We start from the raw sequence: 13405 nt of genomic DNA, 5'->3' as shown, positions 1-13405 counted from the left end.
AAACGGCTACTGGTCGGCCGCCACGAACCCGCCGGTCTGCCGTGCCCACAGCCGCGCATACAGACCACCGGCCGCGATCAGCTCGGCATGGCTGCCGGTTTCCACGATCCGGCCCTGGTCCATGACCACCAGACGGTCCATGCGCGCGATGGTCGACAGCCGATGCGCGATCGCGATCACCGTCTTGCCTCCCATCAGTTCGTCCAGGCTGTCCTGGATCGCGGCTTCCACTTCCGAATCCAGCGCCGACGTCGCCTCGTCCAGCACCAGGATCGGCGCGTCCTTCAGCAGCACCCGGGCAATGGCGATGCGCTGGCGCTGGCCGCCGGACAGCTTCACCCCACGCTCGCCGACATGTGCGTCGTAGCCACGGCGCCCCTGCCCGTCCGCCAGCGTGTCGATGAACGCTTCCGCACGCGCCTTGGCGACCGCAGCACGCAACTGATCATCGGTGGCATCCGGGCGCCCGTACAGCAGGTTGTCGCGGATCGAGCGGTGCAGCAGCGAGGTGTCCTGGGTCACCACGCCGATCTGTTGGCGCAGGCTCTCCTGTGTGACATGCGCGATGTCCTGGCCGTCGATCAGGATGCGGCCGCTTTCCAGGTCATACAGCCGCAGCAGCACATTGACCAGGGTCGACTTGCCGGCACCGGAGGGCCCGACCAGGCCGATCTTCTCGCCCGGCTTCACCACCAGGTCCAGGCCGGCGATCACGCCGCCCTTCTTGCCGTAGTGGAAATGGACATCCTGGAAGTGCACGCCGCCCTGGGTGACCTGCAGCGGCACGGCGTCCTCACGGTCCTGCACGGTCAGCGGCTGGGCGATGGTGGTGATGCCGTCCTGCACCGTACCGATGTCCTCGAAGATGCCGTTGATGGTCCACATGATCCAGCCCGACATGTTGTGGATGCGGATGACCAGGCCCGTCGCCAAGGTGATCGCGCCGACGGTGATGTGGCCACCGTTCCACAGCCACAGTGCCAGGCCACAGGTCCCGGCGATCAGGAAGCCGTTGACGATGGCGATGGCCAGGTCCATGCCGGTCGTCACCCGGGTCTGCGCGCGGTGCTTGACCGCCAGCTCCTGGATCGACTCGGCCACGTAGGCCTGCTCGCGGCCGCCATGGGCGAACAGCTTCAGCGTAGGAATGTTGGTGTAGCCATCGACGATGCGACCCATCGCCTTGGAGCGTGCTTCCGAGGCGATCCATGCCCGCTCCTTCGCGCGCGGCACGAAGTAGACCATGATCACTGCATAGGCAATCAGCCACAGCAGCAACGGCATCATCAATCGCCAGTCGGCCTGTGCGAACAGATACAGCGCGGTGCCGGTATAGACCACGATGTACCAGAGCGAGTCGACCATCTGCACAGCGGATTCGCGCAGCGACGTCCCGGTCTGCATCACCCGGTTGGCGACGCTGCCTGCGAAGTCGTTCTGGAAGAAGCTCAGGCTCTGACGTACCACGTAGTTGTGCATCAACCAGCGCGAACGATTGCTCAGGCCTGGCACGATGGCCTGGTTGACCAGCAGGTTGTGCAGGCCGACCAGCACCGGGCGCGCGATCACGGTGATGAACAGCATCCAGCCCAGCTCATTGGCGTGACGTTTGAAAAAGCCGGCGCCGGGCTGCTCGGCGACCATGTCGACGATGCGGCCCAGGTAATCGAACATCGCCACTTCCACCAGCGCCAGCAGCAGGCCAGCAATCAGCGTGGCCAACAGCACCGGCCACACCGGCCGGAGGTAGTGCAGGTAGAACGGCAGCACCCTGCGCGGCGGCATGCGCCCGTCCACGGGCGGGAACACCGGAATCAGGGATTCAAACCAACGGAACATTGCATTCCCTCGCCTCTTGCAACCGACGGAGTATCCCATGCCGGATGTGTACGCCAACCGACGATGCGCGGTGCCGGTAGCGCCGGCCCGTGTTCGCCGGGCATGGCCCGGCGCTACCGATCATGCGGCGTCAGTTGACCGGGGTGAACAGCAGGTCCTGGAAGTCGAAGCTGAAATCGGTCAGGTCGGAGATCGGCTGCATGCGCACCTCGCGCACCTTGCCATCCGGGTCGAGACTGATGTTCACGAAGGCATCGGCATTGAGCGAACGGTCGTCCCAGCGCACGATGAAGGTGTCGTGCTGCCAGTGCTCCAGCCGGCCGCTCAGCTGCGCGGTCTTCATGAAGCGCAGGCGCAGCCCCTTGCCTTCCGTGCTGATCTGCATGTCGCCATACCAGCGGTCGCGGAAGGTGCCGGTGTAACCGGCCAGCGGCAGCGAGGGAGTGCTGCCCCTGACACGCGCTGCCTGGTGCTTGGCCCAGGCCTCATCGGCCTTGTCCTGGCCCTTGGCCACGGCCTTGGCATAGGCGTCCACCCAGTCGTGCTTCTCCGCACTCAGATAGGCATCGAGCACGCTCAGCGTGATCGCGTTGAACGCAGCGCCCACTTCCTGGTTGGTCAGCACCACGACCCCCAGCTTCTCGCCCGGCACCAGCGTCAGCCGCGAGACCATGCCCGGCCAGCCACCGGTGTGCCAGACCAGCTTCTGCCCGCGGTAATCGCTCAGGCTCCAGCCTTCGCCGTAACCGGCGAAGTTCGGCCGCGCCGGTGCCAGCTCCGGCACGCTCGGCGCCGGAATCGACTGCGGCGTGATCATGCGCCACATCTGCTGCTGGCTCTTCGCGGTGAACAGCGGGCTGCCATCGGCCAGCGCGCCCTCGGCCAGCTGCACCTGCATCCAGCGCGCCATGTCGTGCGCGCTGGAATAGATGCCGCCGGCCCCGGCATTGTTCGACCAGGTCAGCGGTGCGACGGTGCGCAGATCCTTGAAATCGTACTTGGCGTGTCCGACGGCCGCCTTGTCGCCGGGCCGCAGGTGGTCGGCGTTGTAGCGCGTGCCCGCCATGCCCACCTTGTCGAAGATGCGGGTCTGCAGGAACTGCTGGTAGCTCATGCCGGAAACGTGCTCGATCACCTGCTGGGCGACGGCGTACAGGATGTTGTCGTAGGCATAGCTCTCGCGGAATCCCCCTTTCAACGGCACCTTGCCCAGCCGCTCCACCACTTCGGCATTGCTGTAGGCGGTGGCCGGCCAGAACAGCAGGTCGCCCGCGCCCAGGCTGAGGCCGCTGCGATGCGAGAGCAGGTCACGGATCGTCATCTGCCCGGTCACGAACGGATCGGACATGCGGAACGACGGCAGGTGGTCAATCACCTTGTCGTCCATCTTCAGCTTGCCGTCCTCGGCCAGCAGGTTCAGCGAGGTGGCGGTGAACGCTTTGGTATTGGAGGCGATCGCGAACAGGGTATCGGCCTGCACAGGATCCGGCCTGCCCTGCTCACGCACGCCCCAGCCGCGTTCCAGCACCACCTTGCCGTCCTTGACCACGGCAACGGCGATGCCCGGCACGTCGAACTGCGCACGCACGCGCTCGACGGTCGCATCCAGATCCTGCAGCTGCGGGGGCGTTGCAGCATTCGCCATGGTCGTGCAGGCCAGCAGCACGGCTCCTCCAATCCAGGTATTCATCCAGAACCATCTCCGAGCAGGGGTCGCGGCCATGTGCAGGCCATCACCGGGGTTTCGCGGGATGGTAACGGTCGCCGGCGCATCGTGCCCTGTGCCATAGGAGGGGTGCCATGGACGAGAACGGCCGATCAAGCAGTGGATCCACCATCATTCCGTGCCTGCGCTACCGCGACGCGCTGGCGGCGATCGACTGGCTGCAGCGCGCGTTCGGCTTCCAGGCGCAGGCGGTGTACGCCGATGGCGACGTGGTGTTCCACGCGCAGCTGGTGTTCGGGCACGGCATGATCATGCTGGGTTCGACCAGCAACGACAGCGCGTGGTCGAAGCTGGCGGTGATGCCTGACGAAACAGGGGGCCGCCAGACCCAGAGCGCCTGCGTGATCGTCAGCGACGCCGACGCGCACTATGCGCGGGCCAAGGCGGCCGGCGCGCGCATCGTGATCGACATTGCCGACCAGGCATACGGCGGCCGTGGCTACGCCTGTGCCGATCCGGAAGGCTACGTGTGGTGGTTCGGCAGCTACGATCCCTGGCGCGCGGACCACCGCCAGTGACCGCGCCGGCACCCGCCCCCATCCGCTGCGGCATCGGCGGCTGGGTGTTCCCGGAATGGCGCGGCGGCATGTTCTATCCGCCCGGCCTGCCGCAGCGGGAGGAACTGGCGCACGCCAGCCGTGCCCTGCGCTGCATCGAGATCAACGGCACCTTCTATCGCACCCCGACCCCGGCCCAGTGCGCGCAGTGGGCGTCGCAGACTCCTGCCGGCTTCCGTTTCTCCCTGAAGGCACCCCGCTATCTGGTGCAGCGTCGCGACCTGTCCGGCACCGTCGAGGCCGCCGCGCCGTTCCTGCAGGCAGCGATCGCCCTGGGCGACCGCCTCGGGCCGCTGCTGTGGCAGTTCGATCCCCGCCATCCTGCCGATGCCGGGGCACTGGACGCGCTGATGGCCCAGCTGCCGAAGCAGCTCGATGGCGTGGCGCTGCAGCACGCTGTTGAAATCCGCAATCCGCAGGTGCACAGCGCATCCCTGGTCACTGCCGCGCGCAGGCACGGGGTGGCGTTGGTCATCGAAGACAGCGACGAAGCCCCGCTGCACGGCGACGTCACCGCCAGCTTCGTCTACGCGCGCATCAAGCGCAGCCAGGCCCGTCTGCTGCAGGGGCTGCCTGCCGCCACGCAGCAGCGCTGGGCCGAACGCGCCCGGCGCTGGGCCGTCGGCGAGCCGGTCGACGACCTGCCATGCCTTGCCGGATCCGCCCCATCGACGCCACGAGAGGTGTACCTGCTCTGCATCGGTGCCGGCAAGGCACGCAATCCGGCCGCGGCGATGGCCCTGCAGCGGCGGCTGGACGACCTGCTCGGGTCTCAGGGGCGGTAAACGCGGCCAGGATCGAGCTGCCGACGCCCAGCGGTCACCGCCTTGCCGCACAATAGGCGGATGAGCACGCCCGACACCCGCAAAGCACTTTGGCAGATCCACTTCTGTGTCCTGTTGTGGGGCGTCACGGCCATCCTGGGCAAGCTGATCACCTTGCCGGCGCTGCCGCTGGTGTGGTGGCGCATGCTGCTGGTGACGGCGATGCTGGCACTGCTGCCACGGGTGTGGCGCGGCCTGCGCACGCTGCCGTTGCGGGTGGTGGCCGGATACGCCGGCATCGGTGCGCTGGTCGCCCTGCACTGGCTGACGTTCTATGGTGCGGTGAAACTGGCCAATGCCTCGGTGGCGGCGACCTGCATCGCGCTGGCACCGGTGTTCACCTCGATCATCGAGCCGTGGGTGGCCAAGCGTCCGTTCCAGCTGCGCGAACTGGCGTTCGGATTGGCGGTTCTGCCGGGCGTGGCGCTGGTGGTGGGGGGCGTGCCGGATGGCATGCGGCTGGGGGTTCTGGTTGGCGCGCTGTCTGCACTGCTGGTGGCGGTGTTCGGCTCGCTCAACAAGCGCATGGTCAGCCACGCCGATCCGTTGACGGTGACTGCGCTTGAACTGGGGGCCGGCACCCTGACCCTGACCCTGCTTGCGCCGCTGATGCCCTACCTGCTGCCGGCCCTGGCCAGCCCGCTGTGGGAGGTGCCGGACCTGCACGACGGCATCCTGCTGCTGGTACTGGCGGGTATCTGCACCCTGCTGCCGTTCGCCCTCGCCCTGGTCGCGCTGCGCCACCTCAGCGCCTACACCGTGCAGCTGGTGACCAACCTGGAACCGGTGTATGCGGTGCTGCTGGCGGTACTGCTGCTGCGCGAGCAGCACGAAGTCACTCCCTGGTTCTACCTGGGCGTGGCGATCATCGTCGGTGCAGTCTTCCTGCATCCGCTGCTGAACCGCCGCAAGCCGTTGCAGCATCCGGAAATCCTCGGCACCGCGGAGGCCCGCAACGTCGCTGAATGAGCGGGCACGTCACCGCCGCGGCCAGTGCCATGCCGGCGCGTCCAGCAGGCCTTGCCCGCTCAGCAGCGTGCGGCCGTGTTCCTTGTGCAGATGCACGGAATGGCATGCGGGCGCCTGCTCCAGAGCGGCGATCAGGCGGCTGGCGTGCGACACCACCCACACCTGGCTGCGTGAACTGGCCGCCACGATCAGCCGCGCCAACGCAGGCAGCAGGTCAGGATGCAGGCTGGTTTCCGGTTCGTTGAGCACCATCAGCGGCGGCGGCCGCGGCGTATGCAGGGCAGCGGCCAGCAGCAGGAAACGCAGCGTGCCGTCGGACAGTTCGGCCATCGACAGCGGCCGCAGCAGGCCGGGCTGGTGGAACCGCAGCACCATCCGTCCATCCAGCACCTCGAATCCCACCGAAGCCCCGGGAAAGGCATCGTCCACCGTGCGAGCCAGCGCGACCGGGTCACCGTTTTCCAGGATGGTCACCCACGCTGCGGCCAGATCGCGGCCATCGTGGTGCAGCACCGGGGTACGCGTGGCCATCGCCGGCTGCCGTGCCGGGGCATCGGCATCGCTGCGGAAGTGATCGTAGAAGCGCCAGCGCCGGATGTAGTCGCGCAGGGCGAAGGTCTCCGGCATGCGCTGCGGATCAGCTACCTGGGTGAACAGGCTGTCGAACAGCGACAACCGGTCGTCCAGCACATCCCAGCCACGTGCATGGCGCTGCCGCACCATCCCGCCCCGGCGATCCACCAGCTGACTGGCTGTGCGCAGGAAGGGACCGGCCCAGATTGCTTCGGCCTTGATCTGCGGGTCCAGGGCGAATGCCGACAGGCTGGGCGGCGGGTAACCGAGGTCGATGGCGTAGCCGTAGTCATCGGTGGTGAAACCCAGTCTGAGGCCTACCGGCTCCTGTCGCGGCCCTCCCTGCAGCGGAATCTCGCCTGCAGCTACCCGGCGGTCGATCCTGCCGGGCCCTGCCCACAGCGCCGAGCCCAGCCCACCCTCGCGCGCCAGCGCTGAGGCCACCCCGCCCTGGGCGGTTTCAGCCAGCAGGCGCAGCGCCCGATACAGGCTGGACTTGCCGCTGCCGTTGTCGCCGGTGATCACGTTCAGCTGCTGCAACGGCAGCACCAGCGTATGCAGCGAGCGATAATTGGCGACGGCCAGGGTCTGCAGCATGGTGGTCATCCTTGGAAACAAGGCAACCATGGTGACCCGGAGCGTTCGCACCCGCTGCGACCCGGCGCCATGCAGCGATGGGGCCGCCGGTTGCGGACGGCCGGCTCAGTCCGCGAACTCCACGCGGTTGCGTCCGTTGCCCTTGGCCCGGTACAGCGCCGCGTCGGCACGGGCCAGGGTCTGGTCGACACTGTCGCCGGCGCGATGCATGGCCACGCCGATGCTGACCGTAACCGGAAAGCCGAGCGGCAGGTTGCCCACGGCCATACGCAGGAACTCGCACTGCACGCCTGCCGCGTGGAGATCCGTGTCCGGCATCACCGCCACGAATTCCTCGCCGCCATACCGCGCCGCCGTTCCGCCGCCGGCGAAATGCGCGCGCAGCAATGCCCCCAGTTCGGCCAGCACACGGTCACCGGTCGCATGCCCGTGGAAATCATTGATGCTCTTGAAGTGGTCGATGTCCAGCAATGCCACGCAAACCTGTCGTGGCTGGCCATCGGCATCGGCGAGGGACTCTTCCAGCGCGACCGCCATCGCCCGCCGGTTCGGAAGCCCGGTCAGTGCATCGGTACGGCTCTGTTCGGCCAGATCCGCGTTCTGTGCCAGCAGCACATCGTGATACTCGGACAACAGGCGTTCGTAGTCATCGCGTTCCAGCATGTGCTTCTGGATGTCCAGTGCAAAGCGGCGCAGCTCCATCACCAGCATCACCTGCCGTGACAGCGCACTGAGTGCCTCGGCCTTGGCCCGTTCCAGATGCTGCGGGCGCGCATCGAACACGCACAGCGTCCCCAGCGGCAGTCCGTCGGAACTGATCAGCGGTGCGCCGGCGTAGAAGCGGATGTGCGGATCGCCCACCACCACCGGATTGTCGTGGAAGCGCACGTCCTGCAGTGCGTCCTCGACCACCATCACCTCCTGCGGCTGCAGGATCGCATGGCCGCACATCGATTCGCTGCGCAGGGTCTCGGTGGCATCGATGCCCTGGATCGACTTGAACCATTGCCGTTCAACGTCGATCAGCGTGACGGCCGCCATCGACGTGCCGCAGACCGCCTTGGCGATCACCACCAGATCGTCGAACGATCTCTCGCGTTCCGAATCAAGGATGCGGTAGCGGTACAGCGCTTCCAGGCGAAGCGCTTCATTGGCGGGCTTGTCGGGCTTGATCATGCAGCGTCATGTTCCGGCAGGTCTCGGCGGAGTCTATCCGATGCGCGGCCGGGCCGACGTCCGACCGCTGTCGTTTACCAGTCCTGCTGCTGCGGCAGCAGGCCGTGCAGCTCCTGCTCGGTCAGGTTGCGCCACTGGCCCGGCTTCAGCGCACCGATCTTGATGTTGTCGATGCGGACGCGGCGCAGCTGGGTGACGCGGTAACCGAACTCCGCCGCCATCAGGCGGATCTGCCGGTTCAGGCCCTGCTCCAGGGTGATGCGGAACCCGAATTTGGCGATGCGCGAGGTGCGGCAAGGCAGGGTCATCTGGTTGTGGATGCGCACACCACGGGCCATGCCGCGCAGGAACTCGTCGGTGACCGGCTTGTTCACCGCCACCAGATACTCCTTCTGGTGGCCATTCTCGGCACGCAGGATCTGGTTGACGATGTCGCCATTGCTGGTCATCAGGATCAGTCCTTCCGACTCCTTGTCCAGGCGGCCGATCGGGAAGATGCGCTGCTCGTGGCCGACGAAGTCGACGATGTTGCCCTTCACCGAGCTTTCGGTGGTGCAGGTAACGCCGACCGGCTTGTTCAGCGCGATGTAGACGTGGCGGCGCGCGCCCGGCTTGCGTGCGGTACGGGCACGCAGCGGCTGGCCGTCGACCAGCACCTGGTCGCCCTCGCCGACCACGGCACCGGTGCCGGCCGGATGGCCGTTGACGGTGACCCGGCGGGCGGCGATCAGGCGGTCGGCCTCGCGACGGGAGCAGAAGCCGGTATCGGCGATATGTTTGTTGAGTCGGGTGGTCATCGCCCTATTATCCGGCATCACCGCCCTGTCAGGTTCATGCCGGTGCGGGTGGATCCAGTTCTTCGCCGTCGAACACCCGGTTGCGGCCCGCGCGCTTGGCCACGTACATGGCATGGTCGGCCCGCCGCAGCAGCGCGGCCAGGTCGTCCTCGCCCGGCCGCCACTGGGCCAGGCCGATGCTGGCGGTCACCTCCAGCCCCGGCACCTGCAGGGCCTGGCAGGCCTCGGTGATGCGCTGGCGCAGGCGCTCCAGCCGCGCCGCCGCCGCCTCGCGCGGCATGCCCGGCATCAGCAGCAGGAACTCCTCGCCGCCCATCCGCACCACCTGGTCCTGGCTGCGCACGGCGGCCCGCAGCGCACGGGCCACGGCGACCAGCACCTGGTCACCGACCTCATGCCCGTGGCGGTCGTTGATGTCCTTGAACAGATCAATGTCGAGGAAGCCGATCACCATCGGGCCACGCTCGCGATCCACCCGTTCCAGATGATGGCCGAGCTCGCGCAGGCCGGCGCGGCGGTTGGGCAGCCCGGTCAGGCCGTCGGTCTCGGCCAGCTGGCGCATCTCGTCACGCTGCTGGCGCAGGCGTCCCAGCCGCAGGTTCAGGGCGTAGGCCGCCATCATCAGCAGCCAGGTGATCGCCAGCTGCAGCGCCTCCACCCGGTACTCCAGCAGCCATTCCGCAGCACAGGCGTCGGCGCCGATCAGCACCAGCATCGGCGCCAGCGCCGCCAATCCAGCCAGTGCCCAGCGGTCGCCACGCCACCGCGCCCCTATCCCCATCAGCAGGGAGACGCCGCAGCCGGCCAGGTAGGTCACCTGCAGCCCCTGCGCGACCCATCCGAGCTGATCCCAGCGCAGCCACGGCACCAGCGCGGCTACGCCCAGCAGGGCCCACAGGACCATCTGCTGGAGCAGGCGTGACTTCGGCCACAACCGGTCGCCACCGTTCAGCCACCACAGGGCAGGCAGCACCAGTGCCTGGCTCGCTGCCGTCAGCGCCAGCAGCCACCAGGCGCCCCGCGTGCCGACCGGCAGCCACGGCTCCGGATAGCCGCTGAGGCCCCCTAGGATGGCCTGCCACAGCACCAGCACGCCGGTACCCGCGATATACACCAGGAAGGTGCGATCACGGGTGGTCAGATAGGCCATCAGCGCCGACAGCGCCAAGGCCAGCGCCACCGCGATGCAGGCCGCGCGGACCAGCAGCCGCGCAGTGTCGTTCTGCTGCACCGGGCTGGGTGCGCCGAGCCGCAGCGTCGGAACCCAACGATCCTTCAGCGGCGTCTGCCACGAGACCAGGAACGGCTCGTGACTGCCGGCCGGCGGCACCGCAACCAGGCCCACGCCGGCACGGAAACGCGAGTCGCGGGTACGCGCATCATGCATGTCGCCGCAGATCTCGCGGTCGCCGTGCCGTACCTGGACCTCGCCCGCGAACACATTGAACACATCCAGCGCCTGGGGTTCGCCCGACCAGCCCGCCGGCGGCGCCGGCACCCGCACCTGCTGGCGTGGCCCGGCCAGCATCTGCGCAGTACAGGCGCGATGGGGCGTAGGCTCGGCGGTGGCAACGCCCACCAGCAGGTAGTCGCGACCGTGCATCGCCGCACCGGCCTGCGCAGGCCACGGCATTGCCAACCACACCAGCAGCACGACCAGCACCACCCCAGTTCCGTACTGCCACTGCCTGACGACCACGCCACATCCTGTTCTGCTTACGCCCGCGCCCACTGCGCGTCGCCCCTGGCGTGCATTATCGCAGCCGTCCGTGGCATGCAGGTGTAGACAATCGTCGCGGACCAGCGTTCAGCCTGCGGCCGGCGGGCCCTTCACCGCCTTCAGCCTGACCGGCCGCAGGTCGGTCAGGGTCATCCGCTCCAGCGGCTGCGGCCGCTCGATCGCATAGCCCTGCAGCCCCTGCACCCCCAGCCGGGTCAGCGCCCCCGCCACTTCGCTGCTCTCCACCCACTCGGCCACGACCTCCATCTGCAGTTCGCGGCCCAGTTCGGTGATCGCGCGTACGGTCGCGTGACTGACCGGATCGACATCCATGTCGCGCACGAATGCACCGTCGATCTTCAGCATGTCGGCCGGCAGCTGGCGCAGGTAACCGAACGAGGACAGACCCGATCCGAAATCGTCCAGCGCCAGCCGGCAGCCACGCGCCTTCACCGCATCGATGAACGCCCGCGCCTGGCTCAGATTGCTGATCGCGGCCGTCTCGGTGATCTCGAAGCAGAGCTTGGACGCCAGTACGCGGTTGCGCTCCAGCAGGTCGCAGACGAAAGCCAGGAAGCTGGGTTCGGCGATCGACTGTGCGGACACGTTGACGTTGCACAGGCCGAGCTGGCGCACATGCGCCGGGCACACCTGCAGGTGCCGGAACAGCAGGCCGAGCACATGCCGGTCCAGTGTCACCGCCATGCCGTAGCCCTCCACCGCCGGCATGAACTGGCCGGGCAGATGCAGCGTACCGTCGCTGTCGCGCATGCGCACCAGCACCTCGTAGTGCAGATAGCCCGGGTCACCCACCCGGGCGATGCGCTGCGCGTACAGCAGCATGCGGTTCTCGGCCATCGCCCGGCTCACGCCCTGCAGGCGCTCGGCCTCCAGGCGCCGTTCGTCCAGCGCCATGCGGTCCTCGTTGAAACAGTGCACGCGGTTGCGACCGGCCTGCTTGGCTGCGTAACAGGCACTGTCGGCTGCGCTCATCAGCCAGTTGACATCGGGTGCCTCCTGGCTGACCTCGACCACGCCGATGCTGCAACTCAGCTGCAGGCTGCCTTCGCTGATCGGGAACGTGGCCTGGCCAAGATTGCGGATCACCCGCTGCAGCACGCGCTTGGCCTCATCCTGGCCCGCATGGGCCAGGAACACCGCGAATTCGTCGGCGCCCAACCGGCCAACCCAGTCGCCCTCGCGCACGGCGGCGACCAGATAGTCGGCGAAACCGCGCAGCATCTGGTCGCCAGCGGCATGGCCGAAGCTGTCATTGACCAGCTTGAAATGGTCCAGGTTGATGTAGCACAACGCATGCGTGCCCCCCTCGCTGCGCACCTGCAGCAGTGCACGCTCGAGCAGGCGCTCGATCTCGCGCCGGTTGATAAGGCCCGTCAGCGGATCGTGGCTGGCGTGGTGTTCGATCTCGCGGGCCAGCGCATGGTTCTGGCTGACATCCTCGACAATCGCGAACACCGACAGCCCGCCACCGGTGTTGCGCACGCCGGTACCGCTCCAGCGCCCCCATACCAGGCTGCCGTCGCGACGGCGGAAGCGCAGCTCGCTCGGCCGCAGCTGCCGCTCCCAGTCGATCCGGCCAACACCGTCGATGACCAGCTCTCCTTCCATCAGCAGGTCACCCAGCGACATCTGCAACAGCGCGTCACGGCGATGGTCGAGGATGTCCGCCATCGCCTGGTTGGCTTCCAGCACCCGGCCGCCGGCATCAAGCTTCAGCATGCCGACATTGGCCTGGTAGAAGGCTGCGCGGAAGCGGCTTTCATGCTCCGTCAGATCCTTGCCGACCCGTCGCGCCAGGGCGACGGCCATCAGGCTGATCGCCAGCACCGACAGGCCGCCGACAACCAGGGTCGCCATCCTTACCGCGGCAGCCATCCGCAGCAGCGCCTGCGAAAACGCCTGCGCCTGCACCTGCAGCCGCCGGTCGAGATCACGGAGCTGCTGCAGGTACCGGTCGCGCGCGGCGACCGGCAGTGGACCGTCGGCATGACGATGCTGCAGTTCATCGACCAGCCGGTGCACGGCCATCAGGTCGCCGTCGGTCGCCCGCCAGAGGGCGGTCGCTTCGCGGAAGGCGCCGAGGTCACGGGCATGACGGAATGAAAAGATCAGCCGCGGCACATCGGCGCGTGCGTTGCCGCCCTGCAGGAAGCCCTGTCGGGCACGCTCGATATCCGGTCTCGGCTGCTCCAGCGCCAGGCGTCCCTGCAGGTCCCCCATCGGCACGCGCAGGGCCTGGCGGGCGTCTTCCAGATCGCGGGCATCCCCCCGCGCCAGGTAGCGGCTGAGAGCGGCCGTGGCGTCCTGCTGGCCACGCGACCAGTAGCCCTGGCCGGCGATCCACGCCGTCGAAGCCGCCTGCAGTTCCTGGATCAGCGCCGACAATGCGACCAGCCCGATCGCCATGCCCGTCAACAGCGCAAACCTCAGCCCCAGCCCACGGGACATGGGTACCCGGCGGCTGTGAATGTCCGTGCCACTCCTACCCATCCCGGATCCCCCCGAATGTGCTGCGGTGACAACCTCCCTTCGAACCGGCCCAGCCTATGACCCTGAATGTGTGGGCGGTGCGAAACCGGGGCCCACAACGAGCAACGCCAGCCCGG

10 protein-coding genes are annotated in these 13405 nt (G+C 67.8%); 3 read left to right on the top strand and 7 right to left on the bottom strand.

The genetic code is table 11. The features are described from left to right. Positions 1 to 6: 6 nt before the first annotated feature. Positions 7 to 1839, bottom strand: a complete 1833-nt coding sequence (gene smrA / locus ACX9OW_RS00905; protein ID WP_459061771.1) for a multidrug efflux ABC transporter SmrA — start codon at positions 1837 to 1839, stop codon at positions 7 to 9. A 130-nt stretch (positions 1840 to 1969) separates the two neighbouring features. Further along, the gene (locus ACX9OW_RS00900; RefSeq protein ID WP_128990035.1) at positions 1970 to 3529 is read right to left on the bottom strand and encodes a serine hydrolase; all 1560 of its coding nucleotides are present in this window, start codon (positions 3527 to 3529) and stop codon (positions 1970 to 1972) included. A gap of 110 nt (positions 3530 to 3639) precedes the next feature. Between ACX9OW_RS00900 and ACX9OW_RS00895 the strand changes: the two genes are divergently transcribed. The 3 genes from ACX9OW_RS00895 (at position 3640) to ACX9OW_RS00885 (ending at position 5915) form a co-directional block, all read left to right on the top strand. After that, the gene (locus ACX9OW_RS00895; protein WP_128990037.1) at positions 3640 to 4083 is read left to right on the top strand and encodes a VOC family protein; all 444 of its coding nucleotides are present in this window, start codon (positions 3640 to 3642) and stop codon (positions 4081 to 4083) included. 68 nt (positions 4084 to 4151) lie between these two features. Continuing rightward, positions 4152 to 4907, top strand: a complete 756-nt coding sequence (locus ACX9OW_RS00890) for a DUF72 domain-containing protein (RefSeq protein WP_258391145.1) — start codon at positions 4152 to 4154, stop codon at positions 4905 to 4907. Positions 4908 to 4967: 60 nt separating this feature from the next. After that, positions 4968 to 5915, top strand: coding sequence for a DMT family transporter (locus ACX9OW_RS00885; RefSeq protein ID WP_459061770.1), 948 nt, complete (start codon positions 4968 to 4970; stop codon positions 5913 to 5915). Between the two features lie 9 nt (positions 5916 to 5924). On the opposite strand, the gene ACX9OW_RS00880 is transcribed toward ACX9OW_RS00885, so the two are convergent. The 5 genes from ACX9OW_RS00880 to ACX9OW_RS00860 form a co-directional block, all read right to left on the bottom strand. Further along, the gene (locus ACX9OW_RS00880; protein ID WP_459061769.1) at positions 5925 to 7085 is read right to left on the bottom strand and encodes an AAA family ATPase; all 1161 of its coding nucleotides are present in this window, start codon (positions 7083 to 7085) and stop codon (positions 5925 to 5927) included. A gap of 105 nt (positions 7086 to 7190) precedes the next feature. Next, positions 7191 to 8261 carry a sensor domain-containing diguanylate cyclase gene (locus ACX9OW_RS00875; protein WP_065174678.1) on the bottom strand — a complete coding sequence of 357 codons (1071 nt, stop codon included), beginning with the start codon at positions 8259 to 8261 and terminating at the stop codon, positions 7191 to 7193. A 74-nt stretch (positions 8262 to 8335) separates the two neighbouring features. Continuing rightward, the gene (locus ACX9OW_RS00870; RefSeq protein WP_053518769.1) at positions 8336 to 9058 is read right to left on the bottom strand and encodes a pseudouridine synthase; all 723 of its coding nucleotides are present in this window, start codon (positions 9056 to 9058) and stop codon (positions 8336 to 8338) included. 34 nt (positions 9059 to 9092) lie between these two features. Beyond that, entirely contained in the window at positions 9093 to 10691 is a 1599-nt protein-coding gene (locus ACX9OW_RS00865) for a sensor domain-containing diguanylate cyclase (protein ID WP_459062451.1), read from the bottom strand. A gap of 174 nt (positions 10692 to 10865) precedes the next feature. Continuing rightward, on the bottom strand, positions 10866 to 13289 hold the full coding sequence (locus tag ACX9OW_RS00860) for a putative bifunctional diguanylate cyclase/phosphodiesterase (protein WP_459061768.1): 2424 nt from the start codon (positions 13287 to 13289) through the stop codon (positions 10866 to 10868). Between the last annotated feature and the right edge of the window lie 116 nt (positions 13290 to 13405).

It is taken from the genome of Stenotrophomonas genospecies 5 (assembly GCF_054473825.1).
The sequence above is the reverse complement of the archived record's forward strand: the minus strand, read 5'-3'. Positions and strand labels throughout refer to the sequence as shown.